Source organism: Amycolatopsis sp. WGS_07 (assembly GCF_045278895.1).
In the GTDB taxonomy this organism is placed as follows: domain Bacteria; phylum Actinomycetota; class Actinomycetes; order Mycobacteriales; family Pseudonocardiaceae; genus Amycolatopsis.
This window is the reverse complement of record NZ_CP136053.1, coordinates 4,097,902-4,115,220: the sequence shown is the minus strand read 5'-3', so window position 1 is coordinate 4,115,220 and position 17,319 is coordinate 4,097,902. Positions and strand designations below refer to the sequence as shown.

The window sequence follows — 17,319 nt, the reverse complement described above, 5'->3', positions numbered from 1 at the left end:
CCGAAAGGATCGGGCCAACCGAGTAGGCTCTCGGCCATGCTCAGCCGACGTGTCCTGCCGGCGCTGCTGCTCCTCGGGCTGGTCGGCGGTTGCACCGCGGCACCCCCTTGCCCGCGGCGGACGAACTGCTCGCCGCCGCCAAGACGAACTTCGCCGGGGTCCGCAGCCTGCACTTTTCGGTCGGCGTCAACGGGGTGCTGCCCGGGCTGCCGATGATCAAGATGGCCGGCAACGCGACGCTCGCCAACGGCGGGCAGGCCAGCGGCAGCGCGGAATTCACCGATCGGTCGTTCGCGTTCACCGTCTCCGGGCACAACGCGACCACGAAGGACACGAAGGGTCGCGAAACGAGCGGCCCCACGCCGTTCACGGTCGACCGGTTCCTCGGCCCGCACTCCGGCCTGATCCGCCTCCTCAGCTCGCTCCGGCAGCCGAAAACCGAGATCCGCGAGACGATCCAGCACATCGACGGCTACCGCGTCGGCGGAACCGTGCCCCAGTCCGTCGCGACGTCACTGGTGCCACAGATCCACGCTGACGTGAACGTGAAGATCTGGGTCACCGTCGCCGAACCACACCGCTTCGCGCGGATGTGGCTGCAGGTACCGCCAGCGACGGACCACGACAGCCCGGTGATGTACGAAGTGCTGCTTTCGGACCAGCAGCCCTAACAGCGGCCGTCACGGGCGGCTGCGGTTATGCGGTAGGCCGTTGTGGCTTTGTCGACACAGCCGTTGCCCTTGAGGACCGCTGCGTGCTGTACGTCGTCGACAGTCAGCAGTGCGGCGTTGAGGCCTTTCGCTAGCGCTACGCCTTGGCGGTATGGCGTCGCCGGGTCGTGCGTGGTCGAGACGACGAGTGTCTTCGGCAGGCCTGGCTTGAGGTCGGCGGTGCCGGCAACTGATGCGCGGCTCGCTCGCGTGAACGCCGCGCGGATCGAAGCCGACGAGATCGAACTGCTCGGCAAGCTTCCCCGCGGAACGCGCCAACGTGGCTGGTCTGCGTACAGCTCCTTCTCACCCGCTGTCTGCGCGTACGGCGCACACGGTCCCCAGTCGAGCGCCGGCTGCTGGCCCGCGCAAGCCGTAGCGGCGAGCATCGTCGCCACCACAGCTGTCGCGAGCCAGCGCAAGCTCAGTTGGCCTTACAGCGAGTGCCCTCCGGAGGCGTCGTGCCGTCGATCAGGTACTCGGTGCCCGCCTTGTCGACGCACGCGTTGCCCTGCAGGAACACAGTGTGCTGGGTGCCTTCGAAGGTGAGCAGCGAACCCTTAAGCGCCTTCGCGAGGTTGACGCCCGCCTGGTACGGCGTCGCCGGGTCGTTCGTCGTGGAGATCGTCAGGGTCTTCGGCAGGCCTTCGACCTTCGGCTCGTGGGGCTGCGACGTGTTCGGCACCGGCCAGAACGCGCATGCGTCGCGGGCCGAGCTGGCCTCGCGGCCGTCGTCGAGAAACGGGGCGGCCTTTACGTATTTCTCCTGACCTTCGAGGATCTGCTTCGGATCGGTGACGCGCGGGTCGTCGACGCAGCGGATCGCGATGAAGGCGTCCTGCGTGGTGCCGTAGCTGCCGTCCGGGTTGCGCTCGTTGTAGATGTCGGCCAGCTTCTCCAGCGTGGTGCCGCGCTGGAGCTTCAGCTCGTTCAGCCCGGTGTTCAGGTACTCCCAGAGATTCTGCTGGTAGAGGGCCTGTATGGCACCAGTCGTCGCGTCGTCGTAGGAGAGTTTGCGGCCGTCGCCGACCGGCACCGGGAAGTCGATCAGCCGGCGCGTGAGGTCTTGGAACTGCTTCGTCGCCGCGGCGGGGTCGTTGCCGAGCGCGCAGTCCTGACGCGCCGCGCACCACTTCGCGAACTCGTTGAACGCGCCGCCGAAGCCCTGGCCCTGCGCGACGAGCGAGTCCTCAGGGCTCTGCGTCGGGTCGACAGCACCGTCGAGGACGAGCGCGCGCACGTTCTTCGGGAAGGTCTCCGCGTACGTAGACCCGATGCGCGTGCCATACGAGTAACCGAGGTACGTGAGCTTCTCGTCGCCGAGGACGCTTCGCAGCACGTCCATGTCCTTCACGACGTCGCGCGTACCGACGTGCGCGAGCATGTCGTCGCCGTACTTCGTCCGCTGTGCGCACTTCGCGGCGAAGTCCTTCTGTTCCGTCTCCTGCTTCGCGACGCCCGCCGGAGAACCGTCCGTCTCGGTGTCGTCGGCGCGGTCGGCGTCGCGCTCGGGCCCGGTCAGGCATTTGATCTGCGGTTCGCTGGCCCCGATCCCGCGCGGGTCGAAGCCGACCAGGTCGAAGCGGTCGCCGAGATCGGACTTCGACACCTGGTCGATCAAGCCCGCCGCGGCCACCATGCCCGAAGCGCCCGGTCCGCCCGGGTTCACCACGAGCGAACCGATTTTGCCGCCCGAATCGCTCGCGCGGTGCCGAAGCACGCCGATGGTGATGGTCTGGCCGTCCGGTTTGTCATAGTTCAGCGGGACGGTGAGCCGTCCGCACTCGATGCCCGGCGCGTTGAACGCCGACCGCGAGTCGTCCGAGGTCGCGTAGGGTGCACACGCGGACCAGGACACGCTCTGCCCGTAGAACCGCGCCAGTCCGGCGGGCACCGGGCCCACCGGCGCGTGCGATTCGACCGTCGGCGCGAGCGCGGCCTGGCCGGGCTTGGACGAGCACGCCGCGAGCGTGGTCACGAGCAGGCCGGCAGCCGCTAACGCGACTATCGGATGGACTTTCGGGCTGGCGCTGGGATGACGGGACACGGTTTGATCGTGCCATCCGGGTGCGGAACTCGAACGCACCGTCGGCGCGTTGGGCAGTGCGGGTGCGACCGGAGACACATCGACACGAGGAGACCAGGGGTGGCTTTGATCAGCCGGGTGGGCAAGCGGCTCCGCCGGATCATCCAGCGGCCGGGCAGCGTCGAGCTGACCCGCTACGAAGCGCTGCTGCCCGCCGTCGAGAAGCTCGAACCGGAGCTGGAGAAGCTCGAGGACGCCGAGCTGACCGAGCGCGCGGGCAAGCTGCGGGACGCCATCGGCGGGGCCGCCTCGTTCACCGACAGCCAGCTGATCGAGATCTGCGCGCTCGGCCGCGAGGCCGCCCGGCGCAAGCTCGGCGAGCGGGCCTTCGACGTGCAGCTGCTCGGCACCATGGGCCTGCTCACCGGCCACGTCGTGCAGATGGAGACCGGTGAGGGCAAGACCCTGGCCGGCGCGCTGGCCGCGGCCGGGTACGCGCTGCGCGGCCGCCGGGTGCACGTGGTCACGGTCAACGACTACCTCGCCCGCCGCGACGCGGAGTGGATGGGCCCGGTGTACGACCTGCTCGGCGTCACCGTCGGCTGGGTCGAACCGGCGCATTCGAAGGAGGAGCGCAAGGAGGCCTACGGCAAGGAGGTCGCCTACGGCGCGGTCGCCGAAATCGGCTTCGACGTGCTGCGCGACCGGCTGGTCACCAACGCCGACGACCTGGTGCAGAAGGCTCCCGAGGTGGCGATCGTCGACGAGGCCGACTCGGTGCTGGTCGACGAGGCGCGCGTGCCGCTGGTCATGGCTGGTTCGATCGACCACAACGACGCCGACGAGGAGGTCGCCAAGATCGTCCGGCGGCTGCGCCTCGGCCTGCACTACGAGACCGACTCCGAGGGCCGCAACGCATGGCTGACCAGCGCCGGAGCGTCGGTCGTGGAGAAGTCGCTCGGCGGCGTCGACCTGTACGACGAGTCCGGTTCGGACCGGCTCGCCGCGGTGAACGTCGCCCTGCACGCGCACGCCCTGCTCACCCGCGACGTCGACTACCTGGTCCGCGACGGCAAGGTGCAGCTGATCAACGCCGCCCGCGGCCGGGTCGCCGAACTGCAGCGCTGGCCGGACGGCCTCCAGGCCGCGGTCGAGGCGAAGGAGCAGGTCACCGCCACCGACCGGGGCGAAATCCTCGACTCGATCACCGTGCAGGCGCTGCTCGCGCGCTATCCCGAGGTCGCGGGCATGACCGGTACCGCGGTGGCGGTCGCCGAGCAGCTGCGCGAGTTCTACAAGCTCGAGGTCGCGGTGATCCCGCCGAACACCCCGAACGTCCGCGAGGACCTGCCGGACCGCGTCTTCGCCTCGCCGTCGCAGAAACTGCGCGCGATCGAGGAGGAGATCCGCACGGTGCACGAGACCGGGCGGCCGATCCTCGTCGGCACCCAGGACGTCGCCGAGTCCGAGGAGCTGGCGGAGAAGCTGGCGAAGGTCGACCTGCCGTGCGTCGTGCTGAACGCGCGCAACGACGCCGAAGAGGCCGCGATCATCGCCGAGGCGGGCAAGAAGGGCGCGGTCACCGTGTCCACCCAGATGGCGGGCCGCGGTACCGACATCCGGCTCGGCGGCAGCGACGGCGCGACCCGCGAAGAGGTCGCTGATCTGGGCGGTCTGCACGTGATCGGCACCGCGCGGTATCCGTCGAGCCGCCTCGACGGGCAGCTGCGCGGCCGGTCCGGGCGACAGGGCGACCCGGGCAGCGCGATCTTCTTCGCGAGCCTCAACGACGACCTCGTGCTGTCGAACGCGCCGGATCTGCCGGACGGCATCGACGCGGACCCCGAAACCGGCGAGATCACCGACCCGGCCGCGCACCGGCAGCTCAACCACGCCCAGCGCGTCGCCGAGGGCGTCGACCTGGAGATCCACCGCAACACCTGGCGCTACACCCGGCTGATCGAGCGGCAGCGCGCGGAGCTGCTGGAGCACCGGGACAAGGTGCTGCACACCGGGCTCGCGGCCGAGGAGCTGGAGAAGGCACAGCCGGAGAAGTTCGCCGAGCTGAAGGAGAAGCTGGACGACTCCGAGCGGCTCGAGCAGGTGTGCCGCGAGGTCCGGCTGTTCCACCTCGACCAGCTGTGGTCGGACCATCTGGCGTATCTCACCGACGTGCGCGAGAGCATCCACCTGCGCGCGCTGGCCCGCGAGACGCCGCTGGACGAGTTCCACCGCGCGGCGATCCCGGAGTTCCACAAGATCATCGCCGAGTCCGCCGCGCGGGCTTCGAAGACGCTCGAGGAAGCCGAGATCACCGACAACGGCCTCGATCTCGCCGAGGTCGGCGTGCGGCGGGCGAACACCACCTGGACGTACCTGGTGCACGACAACCCGTTCGACTCGGACTTCGAGCAGACGGTCAAGAAGGTGCGCAGCATGATGCGGATGAAGAAGTCCTGATTTTTCTTTTTCGGCTCGGCGAAGGGCTTCTCGCAGGTCGCGAGGGGCCCTTCGCCGTTCTCTGGCTCACCTCCGCTTAGTTTCTGTCGGTGCGGTGGGACAGAATGTCGGCATGCCGCAACTGCGCATCGCACTGGCCCAGGTCAACACCACCGTCGGCGACATCGACGGGAACACCGCGCTCACCGTCGAGTGGACCCGCAAAGCCGCCGAGGCGGGCGCGCACGTCGTCGTGTTCCCGGAGATGTCCCAGACCGGATACCCGGTCGAGGACCTCACGCTCCGGCGCACGTTCGCCGACGCGTCCCGCCGCTCGGTGACCGAACTGGCGCGCCGGCTCGACGAGGCGGGCTGCGGCGACGTGCTCGCGTACGTCGGCTACCTCGACCACGACGAGATCGGCCCGCGCGACGCCGCGGCGGCGCTGTACCGCGGCGAGGTCGTGGCCCGGCAGTTCAAGCATCACCTGCCGAACTACGGCGTGTTCGACGAGCACCGGTACTTCAAGCCGGGCACCGAACTCGAGGTGCTGCGGCTGCACGGCGTCGACATCGGCATGGTGATCTGCGAGGACATCTGGCAGGACGGCGGGCCGATCTCCGCGCTGGGCAAGGCCGGGGTCGACCTGGTGGTCGCGCCGAACGCGTCGCCGTACGAGCGGTCGAAGGACGAACAGCGGCTGCCGCTGATCGCCCGGCGGGCGGCCGAGGCGGGCGCGCCGCTGGTGTACACGAACCAGGTCGGCGGACAGGACGATCTGGTCTTCGACGGCGACTCGCTGGTGGTCGGCGCGGACGGGACGCTGCTCGCGCGGGCGCCGCAGTTCGTGGAGCACCTGCTGGTGCTGGATCTGGACCTGCCCGCTTTGAGTGCTTCTGCCACGGGCTCGTTCGACGGGCTTGAGGTGCACCGGCGAGTGCTGAGCGACGCGCCGCTGCCCGCATACGAGCCGCTGTCGGCTCCGACGATCAGCGAACCGCTGTCGGACGAGGCCGAGGTGTGGTCGGCGCTGGTAGTCGGGCTGCGCGACTACGTGCACAAGAACGGCTTCTCGACGGTCACGTTCGGCTTCTCCGGCGGTATCGACTCGGCGGTCTGCGCGGCGCTGGCGGCGGACGCCCTCGGCGGGGACAACGTGTACGGCGTTTCGATGCCGTCGAAGTACTCGTCCTCGCACTCGCGAGACGACGCCTCCGACTTGGCGGAACGGATCGGTGCGCACTACCGGGTCGAGCCGATCGCGGACATGGTCGACGTTTATGTCAACCAGCTGCGGCTGACCGGGCTAGCCGAGGAGAACATCCAGGCGCGGGTGCGCGGGATGCTGCTGATGGCGCTGTCCAATCTGGACGGTCACCTGGTGCTGGCGACCGGCAACAAGACCGAACTGGCCGTCGGCTACTCAACCATCTACGGCGACGCGGTCGGTGCGTTCGCGCCGATCAAGGATTTGTTCAAGACGCACGTATGGCAGCTGGCGCGGTGGCGGAACGAGGAAGCCGCCAAACGCGGGGAAACGCCGCCGATCCCGGAAAACTCGATCACGAAGCCGCCGTCGGCGGAGCTGCGCCCGGACCAGAAGGACTCCGATTCGCTGCCGGACTACGAACTGCTGGACGACGTCCTGGACGATTACGTCGAGAACGACCGCGGGTACGCCGACCTGATCGAGGCGGGCTTCGACCCGGAGACGATCGACCGGGTCGTGCGGATGGTCGACCGGGCCGAGTACAAGCGGCGGCAGTACCCGCCGGGCACGAAGATCACGTTCAAGGCCTTCGGACGCGACCGGCGGCTACCGATGACGAACGGGTGGCGGGAACGGAAGTCCTGATCCCGGGGTCTGGGTTTGGCTTGTCGGCGGCTGGCTGGGTCGGCGGCAGGCCGGGTCGGTGGGCGCGGTCAGCCGGGCCGACCGGATACGGCTCGAGGGTCGTGTCGTTTTCTCGCCAGTTTCTGTCGGTGGCGGGTCGTACGCTGGGCGGCATGACGGTTGGGTACACGGTGTTCGACACCCCGATCGGGGCGTGCGGCCTCGCCTGGCGAGACGGTGCGGTGATCGGAACCGCGCTGCCGGGAAGTACAGCTGATCGGACGCGTGCGCACCTCGCGACCCGCTTTCCGGACGCGACGGAATCGCCGGTACCGGAAGAACTGCGCGCGGTGGTGGACGACGTCGTCGCGCTGCTGTCGGGAGAAGCCCGCGACTTGCGCGCGGTGCCGCTGGATTACCGGGATGTGCCGGAATTCAACCGGCGAGCGTACGACGTCGCGCGGGCTATTCCGCCGGGCAAGGTTCTGACGTACGGGGACATCGCGCACCAGCTGGGCGCGCCGGGCTCCGCGCAGGCTGTCGGGCAGGCGATGGGGAGCAATCCGTTTCCGATCATTGTGCCGTGCCATCGGGTTTTGGGCGCGGGCAAGAACACCGGCGGGTTTTCGGCACCAGGCGGGGTTGAGACGAAGCGGCGGATGCTGGTGATCGAAGGGGCGTTTCCGGAGGAGCCGACGCTGTTCTGACGGATCGTCTGCCGGGCAGTCTGCGTGGGGTTTGAGGATCGGCGGGCGTGTTTCTGCATGCTGGGCAGCAGTCTCTTTGATCAGCCGCCCGGCTTGGGGATTGGTGCGCTCGGTCGGAGTCCTGCCACACCCCCAGTGCGGCAGGATTCCGACCGAGCGCACCGTTTGCCGGGCGAAGGACGCGGGCTGCCGAGGCTGCACGGTCGGCGGTTCGCTGGTCCGCCTGGCCATGGGCGGTCAGCCGACCGGACACCCCCGTCTCACCGACTGCACCAACTGGCCGCCGCAAACCCGGCCCGGCTCAGGCTGGGCTCAGTCAGTCGACTCCGACTGGGCTCAGTCAGTCGAACAGCCCGCCTTCCCGACCAACCACCCCAGCCCGCCCGCACCGATCAGTCGGCCGAACCGAATGTCCGCAGCAAACCGGGCCACCTCAGCCAGTCGGCCCGCCTTCTTCGGTTGGCCAACCCAGCTCGCCTGCGCTCCGCCACAGCGACCGAACCAGCTGGCCGCAGCGAGCCCAGTCCATCTCTGGCTAGCTCAGCCAGTCGAACGGCCCACCTGCCAACCCAGTCTGCTTGCGGTCCGAAGCAGCGATCGGCCGCCCAGGCCAGCTGGCCCGGGCAAGCTTTGGCTGGACTCAGCCAGCCAAGCGGTCTACCTGGGCACAGCCAGCCACCTCCGCTCGAGACCAGGCAAGAACCGCATCCGTCTGGGATCAGGCAGGCACCGCTTCCCTCCGGCAGCAGTCGGGCCCGCGCCCTCGGGCACCGGCCAAGAGCCGCATCCGGCTAGCCTCAGACAGGAACCGCTTCCTTTTGGCAGCAGTCAGGGGCCGCGTCCCCTGCCACCAGCCAGGAGCCGCATCCGTCTGGGACCAGGCAGGCACCGCTTCCCTCCGGCAACAGCCAGGGCCACGCCCCTCAGGCACCAGCCACGAGCCGCATCCGGCTGACATCAGGCAGGAACCGATTCTCTCTGGCAACAGTCAGGGGCCGCGTCCCCTGCCACCGGCCGGGAGCTGCATCCGGCTGGCGTCAGCGAGCCCCGGAGATCCAGCCAGCCCTCACTTAGCCGAGGCAGTTCGTCGAGCGGTCGGCTCGGGGTGGAAGTCCGGTCATTCCGCGGGTTTCCACGGTTTCAGCCAGTCCGTCTCCGGCCAGCCCTCCACCGCGGCCAGCAGGGGCATCGCGGTGGCGCCGTCCAGGGATTCGCGGACGATGTCTGCGTGGCCGGCGTGCCGGGCGGTTTCCTCGATCAGGTGCAGGAGCACCCAGCGGACCGACCAGACCGATGCATCCTTCGGGAACCAGGGCACGTCTTTCGGGATCGGGACTTCCTGGTTCAGGTCCGCGATGCCGGTGATGACCTCTTCGGTGCGCGCGGCGACCTGGTCGTAGGCGGCGAGGACTGACTCCAGCGTCTCGTCCGGTGCGATGCGGTAGTTCTCCTGGTAGTTCGCGATACTTTCGGCGAACGGCTTCGGCGGGATGCGCAACACCAGGTCGATCCAGCCGCTTTCGGTGGATGACACGTGCTTCACCAGTCCGCCGACGCTCAGGGTGCTCGCGCTGGGCACGGCGCGCGCTTGGTCGTCGGTCAGGCCGTACGTGGCGGCTTTCATCGCTTGACGCTGTTGTGCCAGGAAACCGAGCAAGCCTTCGCGCTCGTCGGGGGTCAGGGAGACTTTGTCAGCCATGGCGGCCTCACTTCCGGTGTCTGTTGCTCCGCAGCATCGCACCCGCCACCGACATTTTCCGGCCGCTGACCGGAACGGGGGTCTGCACGACGTACGCGCCGCCGATCACGATCTCCACCGCGTGCACCACTAGCTGAATCCGGGTGAACAAGCCCTCCAGGTGCCCGGCCAGCATCGAGACCACCACGAGCGCCCACGCGATCAGCACGACTACCAAGCCGCCGACCGCCCAGGCTCGCCAGCCCGCTGGCCACCAGAACACCAGGCTCAGCGCGCCGAGGGCGAAGGCCGCGTTCAGCAGGTTCGGCGTCACGACGGTCTCCGGGACACCGGCGTACACCATCAGCACGATCCCGAACGCCGACACCGAAACCGACGTCAGCCTGCCGGTCCAGTGCACGGGGGCCAGCCGCATCAGGGTCGGGCCGGTGAGGAAGAAGGCCAGGCCGCCGATGCCGGTCGCGAGCTGGAAGACGGGTTGCGCGTAGAACAAATCCCAGACCGGCTGGTCGGTCAGCGACACCCCGGTCGGCATGAAGAACTCCAGCAGCCACGCGGAATACCCCGCCAAACCCAGTCCGAGCAGGACTATCGAAGCCACCCGCGCAGCATGCACTTGCCCACCCTAAGCGAATCTCTGCGACGAAGTGCCGGATGGTGTCACACCCGTGACATACCGGAGGTTCCGGACACCATCCGCTACCACGAACTCACTCACCGAATCCCCGGGGAGATTACCGGATCGCGGTTGGCAGACGGCCAATACCACCCCCGAAACCGGGGGTGGACGTGGGCGGTCCGGCATCGTGGGAGGCCAGGAGGGTGGGCTGGGTGGCGGCGGGATTGCGGTGCGGCTGGACGGGGGTGAGCGGACGCGCGGGGTGGGCCGGGTGGGCGGCGGGGATGCGGAGCGACTGGACGCGCGGGGCCGACCGATTGAGCGGCGATCGGGGATGTGTGGGGCGGGCCGGTGAGCGGCGATCGGCGGGATTGCGGAGCGACTGGACGCGTCGGCCCGACCGATCGACCGGCGATCGGAGATGTGTCGGGCGGGCCCGTTGAGCGGCGGATGATTCACGCCGGGCGGGGGTGGGCCCAGGAGGGGGCTGGATGGTGCGGTGCGCACGGATGATTCGCAGCGGGGTCAGGACGGGTGGCGGTATGAGGTGGACCAGACCACGGCTCACGGCTCACGAGGCAGAAACCAGAAGAAGCAGGCAGTCCGAGGCGGCTGGAGCATCAGAGGATCACGGTTCAAGGTTGGGCGCAGGCTGACGGCCCGCAACCGGACTGAACCGCAGTGGGTTGGCGGCGGCGGGGTGTCTGCAATTGCAGACACCGCTCACCACGGCACCCGCTCCGGTCCGGCTCAACGGCCCGTGAACGAGCTAGACCAGCCACCCCGAACCAAGCCCAGCAGAACCCGAAACCGCGGCCATCATCCCTGCGGGCGCACGAACGGGAACAGCACCGTCTGCCGGATCGATGTGCCGCTCAGCATCATCAGCAGGCGGTCCACTCCGAGGCCCAGCCCGCCGGTCGGGGGCATTCCGTGTTCCAGTGCCAGCAGGAAGTCCTCGTCCAGTTCCATCGCCTCGACATCGCCGCTTGCCGCGCGCAGGGATTGGGCTTCCAGGCGGCGGCGTTGTTCCAGCGGGTCGGTCAGTTCCGTGTACGCGGTGCCGACTTCCGAACCGAAGGCGATCAGGTCCCAGCGTTCGGCCAGGAGCGGGTCTCGCCGGTGCTGGCGGGTCAGCGGGGAGACCTCGGTCGGGTAGTCCGTGTAGAACGTCGGCAGGATCGTTGAGCCTTCCACCAGGTGCTCGTGCGCCTTCAGGACCAGGTCGCCGGGGCCGGCTTCTTCCGGTGCCGGGACGCCTGCCGCGGCACACAGTTTTCGCAACGTGGCTATCGGTGTGTGCGAGTCGACTTCCTCGCCCAAGGCCTCCGAGACGGCTTGGTGCACCGGGATCACTGGCCAGTCACCGGAGATGTCGTGTTCGATGACGCGACCGTCGGCGTCGGGGCGTCGTACGATCTGTGCGCCGTACGCGGCTTCGGCGGCGTACTGGATCAGGTCGCGCATCAGGTGGCGCATGGAGTTGTAGTCCGCGTACGCCTGGTACGCCTCCAGCATCGTGAACTCCGGGTTGTGTGTCGCGTCGACGCCCTCGTTGCGGAAGTTCCGGTTCAGCTCGAAGACTCGCTCGACGCCGGCCACGCACAGCCGCTTCAGGTACAGCTCTGGGGCGATCCGCAGGTACATCCGCATGTCGTAAGCGTTGATGTGCGTGACGAACGGACGGGCGTTGGCGCCGCCGTGAACGGTTTGCAGCATCGGGGTTTCGACCTCGAGGAAGTCGCCCTGGTGCAGGCGTTCCCGGACCGCGCGGACGACGGTCGAGCGCAGGCGCAGCATGTTCGCGGAGTCCGGGTTGACCGCCAGGTCCAGGTAGCGCTGGCGGACCCGCGTCTCCGGGTCGGTGAGGCCCTTTCGCTTGTCCGGCAACGGATGCAGGCACTTCGCGGTGACGGTCCACTCGTCCACGAGCACGGACAGCTCGCCGCGGCGAGACGTGATGACCTCGCCGCTTACGCCGACGTGGTCGCCGAGGTCGACGCCGGTGCGCCAGCCGGTGAGGTCGAGCACCTTCGCGTCGAGCATCAGCTGCAGTTCGCCGGAAAAGTCCTTGATCCGCGCGAAACACAGGCCGCCGAGGGTGCGCAGGGCGAGCACGCGCCCGGCCACGCGCACGTGTTTTCCGGTGCGGGAGTCCGGTTCCAGTCCGGAAAACGCGTGCACGACGTCGCCGAGGTGGTCTTCCCGCGAGAAGCCGACGGGGTACGGGTCCACCCCGAGTTCCCGCAGCTTGTCCACTTTGGCCACTCGCACGCGCACCTGTTCCGGCCGCCGCTTGGCCCGCGGCACGACCTGCGCCGCTTCCTCGTCGATCCGCCGGACCTGCGCGACGAACTCCTCCCCCACGTTCTCCAGCCGCAGCGACCGCGCGCGTCCGGTGGGCACGAAGCCTTCCAGCGCGCCCGCGACGATGCCGACCCGCGGGAGCCGCCGGGCCGAGGAGTAGCAGAGGAACCGCGGTTCCCAGTCCGGGCCGTACTTCGCGTTGGACCGGTACAGCGATTCCAGCTGGAAGAACCGCGACGCGACGCCGAGCACCGCCCGCCACGCGCGCAGCACTGGGCCGGCGCCGATGCGCTCGCCTTCGGAAAACACCGCGCGGAACATCGCGAAGTTCAGCGAGATCCGCTGTGCGCCGACGTGCTGGGCGGCCGCCACGACCTCGGCGACCATGAACTCGTTGAGCCCGTTCTCGGCGTCCCGGTCGCGGCGCATCAGGTCGAGCGAGAGTCCCCGGCGGCCCCACGGCACGAACGACAGGAGGCCGCGCAGTTCGCCGCGCGCGTCGTACGCCTCGACCATCACGCTGCGGCCGTCGCTCGGATCGCCGAGACGGCCGAGCGCCATCGAGAAGCCGCGCTCGGTCTCGTCGACGCGCCACTGCTGCGCGCGGGCAAGCAGCTGCACCATCTCGTCTTCGGGGATTTCGCTGTGCCGCCGGACTTGCGCGGTGTACCCGGCGCGCTGAATCCGCTTCACCGCCTGTCGCACGGACTTCCGCTCAGGGCCGGTGAGCGAGAACTCTCGGACGTCGAGGACTGCTTCGTCGCCGATCTGCAGCGCGCGCAGCCCCGCCGCGGCGTACACCTTCGCGCCCTTCTCGCTCGCGCCGAGCACGCCCGGCGTCCAGCCGTACGTACGCGCTTCGTGGAGCCACGCCTGCACTGCATCCGGCCACGCGTCTGGGTCGCCGATCGGGTCCGCGCTCGCCACTGTGGTGCCTGCGAGCACGCGGTACGTCACCGCGGCACGGCCGTTGGGCGCGAACATGACGCTCTTGTCGCGACGCGTGGCGAAGTAGCCGAGCGAGTCGTCTTCGCCGTACTCCCCCAGCAGACGGCGCAACTGCAGCTCTTCGTCGTCTGTCCGAATGCGACGGCTGCGTACGCCGCGGAAGAGCGTGTACAGCGCGGCAGTGGACACGAAGGTCGCGCCGAGGTCGAGGACCACGTCGATCCACGCTGGACCCTCGCCGACCCCGATCCGGCGCAGCTGCAGGTTCTCGCCGGTGGCGTGGTTGACCACCCAGGCGAACCGCTCCCACGCGTCGCCGAGGCTGCCCGGGAACACCTCGGTGAGCGCCCAGCCGAGCACGATCACCCCGAGGAATCCGACGAACAGCACGGAAAGCCCGTTCCACCAGGCGCCGGGGGCGAGCCGCGCGGGGAACGCGGGCCGCAGCGACAGCAGGAACACGATCAGCAGGATCGAGATCGCGTCGGCGATGGCGAGCGCGCCCACCTGCGTGGGGATGTGCCGCATCTGCCGGGCGTTGAGGGTGAGCAGGTCGGGTGCCCAGAGCAGCAGCGCCTGCAGGACCAGCGTGGTGATCAGCCCGGCGACCTGGAACAGCACGAGCACGTACAGCGCGGCCTTCTTGCGCCTGCGCAGCGCCGCGCCGAGCACGACGAGCAGCAGCACGATGACCAGGCTCGAACTGGTCGGCACGCTCAGCACGCCGAACGCCATGTCGATGCCGTTCAGCAGATGCCCGTGGCGTCCGCCGGCGAGCAGCAGGACGACCGAGAAAATCGCCGCCAGCTGCACGACAGTGGCCACTAGACCGCCGGCGCGGGCCTTCCAGCCGAGGCTGCGCGGACGGGCGCTCACTGGGGTTCCCATCGGTACCTTTCTTGCGGCGCGGCCACTCCGTCGAGAGGAGGCGCCGGACTTTCTCACCACCGGGCGCATATCGGTCCGGTGCCTATCAAGACGTCACAGGTGGCAAAACGGTTGTCGCTACCCGGCCGTGTGAAGCTGGTCGCACGACCTTGGGGCCCTCCGGCGCGCGTGTCAGGCTGTGTCCGGTACTGACTCCACGACCCGGGGACCTCCAAGAGGCCTCGAGGGAAGGACGGTCGACGACGATGTCTGCCCAGTCTGCCCAACCCGACGGCGCCGCCGGCGAGGTGGCCGCCCCTTACGGAACCGGCCCCGCGACCAGCACCGGCCCGAGCAAGCCGCGAAAAGTCCGGATTCATCATCTGCGCGAGCTGAAAGACCGCGGCGAACCGTGGCCGATGCTCACCGCTTACGACATGTATACCGCCGAGCTGTTCGACGAAGCAGGCATCCCCGTGCTGCTGGTCGGCGACTCCGCGGCGAACAACGTGTTCGGTTACGACACGTCGCTGCCGGTCACGGTGGACGAGCTGCTTCCGCTGGTCCGCTCGGTCACCAGGGCGGCGAAACGCGCGCTCGTGGTGGCTGACCTGCCGTTCGGCTCCTACCAGCTGTCCCCGGAGCAGGCGCTGGCCACGTCCGTCCGGTTCATGAAGGAGGGCCGCGCGCACGCCGTGAAGCTCGAAGGCGGGCACCGGTTCGCGCCGCACGTCGAGGCGCTCACCTCGGCCGGGATCCCGGTCATGGGCCACATCGGATTCACTCCGCAGAGCGAACACAACCTCGGCGGCTACCGGGTGCAGGGGCGCGGCGAAGCGGCGGAGAAGCTGCTCGCCGACGCGCTGGCCCTGCAGGAAGCCGGTGCCTTCGCGGTCGTGATGGAGATGGTGCCCGCCGAAGCGGCGAAGCGCGTCACGCACGAGCTGAAGATCCCGACGGTCGGCATCGGCGCCGGTCCGGATTGCGACGCCCAGGTGCTGGTCTGGCAGGACATGGCCGGGCTGCGCCGCGGCAAGGCGCCGCGGTTCGTGAAGCGGTACGCCGACGTCGCCGGGGTGCTGCAGGGTGCGGCGGCCGCGTTCGCCGAAGACGTTCGGCGCGGGGAGTTCCCGGCGTCGGAGCACGCGTTCCACTGAGCTGTCTCGTGAGTGCCGGTCCGAACCGGCACTCACGAGCGGCGGAACCGCTCGGCCAGCTCCGGATCGTTTTCCCACCACAGCCCCTTCGCCGGTGCCTCGCCTGCCGCTGCCTCCTCGTCGAGCTTCCGGTCGAGCCGTTTCGCCCGTTTTTCGTCGTCGCGCGCCCACCTGATGAACAGCGCGCCGACGAACGGCAGCCCGGCGACGTCGCCGCCGATCCACAGCACGCCCGCGCCGATGATCTGGTCGGTCCGGCGGTCCGGTCCCCAGTCGCGGTGCACCGCGTCGTAGTGCGCGGGCGCGAGCAGCGGGCCGAGCCACAGCACGAGCCCGAGCGCGCCGTCGAAGACCACTTCGGCGAACGAGATCCACACCGACACCAGGTGCGAACCGTCGCGCGGCGTCGGGTCGAGCTGCACGCGGCTGTAGAAGCAGAGGAAGCCGGCCAGTACGAGCGCGACGCGCACGAAGCCGCCGACGACCGCTGAGTCGAGCGAAAGCTCGTACAGCGGCGTGAGGTAGATGATCAGGAACGGCGCGATCAGCACCACGGTGACTGACAGCGGGAAAGTGATGAACTGCGCGAAGGGGCCACGGCCGTGCGTACGCAGCCACGCGGCCAGCCTGGGCGACGCGGTGCGCATCAGGAGCGTCACCGGCGCGCCGAGCGCGAGCAGCAACGGCGTCACCATCAGCAGCACAGTGTTCTGCGTGGCGCGTACCCAGAACAGCGTCGTGTCGTACACCCCGAGGAACGAGCACGTGACGAGGACGAGCGTGGCCAGCCCGGCGAGGAACGCTGTCGTCCGCGCGGCCGCCCACTCCTGACGGCGGGCCGCCGCGACGTATCCGACGCCGAGCGCGAGTGCGACGAGGACGGCCGGGACGTCGAGGGTCCAGGCCGTGAAGAGCGTCGATCCGCTCAGCGGCGGGAGGTCAGGCACGATTTCGATGCGTTCAGTGTGCACCCGCCGAAATTGCGCCTTACGCCGCCCCCGAGACCGCGAAGAAGATCAGACTGCCAATTCCGGCGACCGCGCAGTAGATGGCGAACGGGGTCAAGGTGCGCGTTTCAAAGTATTTCGTCAGAAAACGGACAGAAATGTAGGACGCCGCGAACGCCACCACACTGCCGACAAGCGCCGGGCCGAGCGAAGGCTTGTTCTCCGGCGTGAAGAGCGACGGCATCTTCAGCGCGCCCGCGGCGAGGATCACCGGCGTCGCCAGCAGCCAGGCGAACCGGGCGGCGTCCTCGTGGTCCAGCCCGCGCCGCAGACCGGCCACCATGGTGATGCCGGACCGGCTGATCCCGGGCAGCAGAGCCAAAATCTGCGCCGAACCGATGAGCACGGCCTCCTTCACGCTCAGCTTCGACAGCCGGACGTCGGTGGCCTCGTCGACCGTGACCGCGCGCATCATCATCGTGTCCTCGGCGCTGAAGTCGACGGTCTCCTCCTCGCGCGAAACCGCGCTGGCGGGCTTGCGGGAGAACTTCTCCGCGGCGTAGAGCACGCCGCCGTTGAGCGCGAGGAAGATCGCCGACGGCACCGGTTTGCCGAGGACGTCGCGCAGCAGGCTTTCCAGCAGCAGCCCGGCGATGCCGACCGGAATCGTGGCGAGGATGAGCAGCCAGGCGAGCCGCTGGTCGGCCGTGCGGACCTCGCGGCGGCGGATCGACGTCCACAGCCCGGTGACGATGCGCACCCAGTCGCGCCGGAAGAAGAGGATCAGCGCGATCGCGGTCGCGACGTGCATCGCCACCAGCACCGCGAGATACGGCGAATCCTTTCCGATGCTGAGGTCGCGTCCCCAGCTTCCGCCGACGAGCGCGGGCACCAGGACGCTGTGCCCGAGACTGGACACCGGAAACAATTCCGACACGCCTTGCAAAGCGCCGACGACAATGGACTCGAGGTAGCTGACCGCGGACATTCACGAAGCCTTTCTCGCCGCAGTTCGGGCATTCCCCGGAAAGCTACCGAGGACCGGGTTAACGGTGGGCA

At 69.0% G+C, this 17,319-nt stretch carries 12 protein-coding genes; 5 read left to right on the top strand and 7 right to left on the bottom strand.

Translation table 11 applies throughout. From position 1 onward, the window contains the following. Positions 1–89: 89 nt before the first annotated feature. Positions 90–671, top strand: coding sequence for an LppX_LprAFG lipoprotein (locus RPX00_RS19690; RefSeq protein WP_406641268.1), 582 nt, complete (start codon positions 90–92; stop codon positions 669–671). Here the strand turns inward: RPX00_RS19690 and RPX00_RS19685 are convergent. After that, positions 668–967, bottom strand: coding sequence for an alpha/beta hydrolase (locus tag RPX00_RS19685; RefSeq protein ID WP_406641266.1), 300 nt, complete (start codon positions 965–967; stop codon positions 668–670). The genes RPX00_RS19690 and RPX00_RS19685 overlap by 4 nt on opposite strands. Positions 968–1,134: 167 nt before the next feature. Further along, positions 1,135–2,757 carry an alpha/beta hydrolase gene (locus RPX00_RS19680; protein ID WP_406641265.1) on the bottom strand — a complete coding sequence of 541 codons (1,623 nt, stop codon included), beginning with the start codon at positions 2,755–2,757 and terminating at the stop codon, positions 1,135–1,137. A 99-nt stretch (positions 2,758–2,856) separates the two neighbouring features. Here RPX00_RS19680 and secA2 point away from each other — a divergent pair, with 99 nt between their 5' ends. From secA2 to RPX00_RS19665, 3 genes are all read left to right on the top strand, one after another. Next, positions 2,857–5,196 (top strand): accessory Sec system translocase SecA2, encoded by a 2,340-nt coding sequence (secA2, locus tag RPX00_RS19675; protein WP_406641263.1) that lies wholly within the window; start codon positions 2,857–2,859, stop codon positions 5,194–5,196. A gap of 112 nt (positions 5,197–5,308) precedes the next feature. Then, entirely contained in the window at positions 5,309–7,030 is a 1,722-nt protein-coding gene (locus RPX00_RS19670; protein ID WP_406641262.1) for an NAD+ synthase, read from the top strand. A gap of 152 nt (positions 7,031–7,182) precedes the next feature. Beyond that, on the top strand, positions 7,183–7,716 hold the full coding sequence (locus tag RPX00_RS19665; protein WP_406641261.1) for a methylated-DNA--[protein]-cysteine S-methyltransferase: 534 nt from the start codon (positions 7,183–7,185) through the stop codon (positions 7,714–7,716). A 1,117-nt stretch (positions 7,717–8,833) separates the two neighbouring features. On the opposite strand, the gene RPX00_RS19660 is transcribed toward RPX00_RS19665, so the two are convergent. From RPX00_RS19660 to lysX, 3 genes are all read right to left on the bottom strand, one after another. Further along, on the bottom strand, positions 8,834–9,415 hold the full coding sequence (locus tag RPX00_RS19660) for a DinB family protein (protein WP_406641259.1): 582 nt from the start codon (positions 9,413–9,415) through the stop codon (positions 8,834–8,836). Between the two features lie 7 nt (positions 9,416–9,422). Further along, positions 9,423–10,016 carry a hypothetical protein gene (locus RPX00_RS19655; protein ID WP_406641257.1) on the bottom strand — a complete coding sequence of 198 codons (594 nt, stop codon included), beginning with the start codon at positions 10,014–10,016 and terminating at the stop codon, positions 9,423–9,425. Positions 10,017–10,853: 837 nt separating this feature from the next. Beyond that, a complete protein-coding gene (lysX, locus tag RPX00_RS19650) occupies positions 10,854–14,177 on the bottom strand; it encodes a bifunctional lysylphosphatidylglycerol synthetase/lysine--tRNA ligase LysX (protein WP_406641255.1) in 3,324 nt (1,107 codons plus the stop codon). A 245-nt stretch (positions 14,178–14,422) separates the two neighbouring features. Between lysX and panB the strand changes: the two genes are divergently transcribed. Then, a complete protein-coding gene (panB, locus tag RPX00_RS19645) occupies positions 14,423–15,313 on the top strand; it encodes a 3-methyl-2-oxobutanoate hydroxymethyltransferase (protein ID WP_406641253.1) in 891 nt (296 codons plus the stop codon). 32 nt (positions 15,314–15,345) lie between these two features. Here panB and RPX00_RS19640 read toward each other — a convergent pair whose 3' ends face one another. Then, positions 15,346–16,284, bottom strand: a complete 939-nt coding sequence (locus RPX00_RS19640) for a cytochrome c oxidase assembly protein (RefSeq protein ID WP_406641250.1) — start codon at positions 16,282–16,284, stop codon at positions 15,346–15,348. 16 nt (positions 16,285–16,300) lie between these two features. Next, entirely contained in the window at positions 16,301–17,248 is a 948-nt protein-coding gene (locus tag RPX00_RS19635; RefSeq protein WP_406641248.1) for an undecaprenyl-diphosphate phosphatase, read from the bottom strand. Positions 17,249–17,319 lie beyond the last annotated feature (71 nt).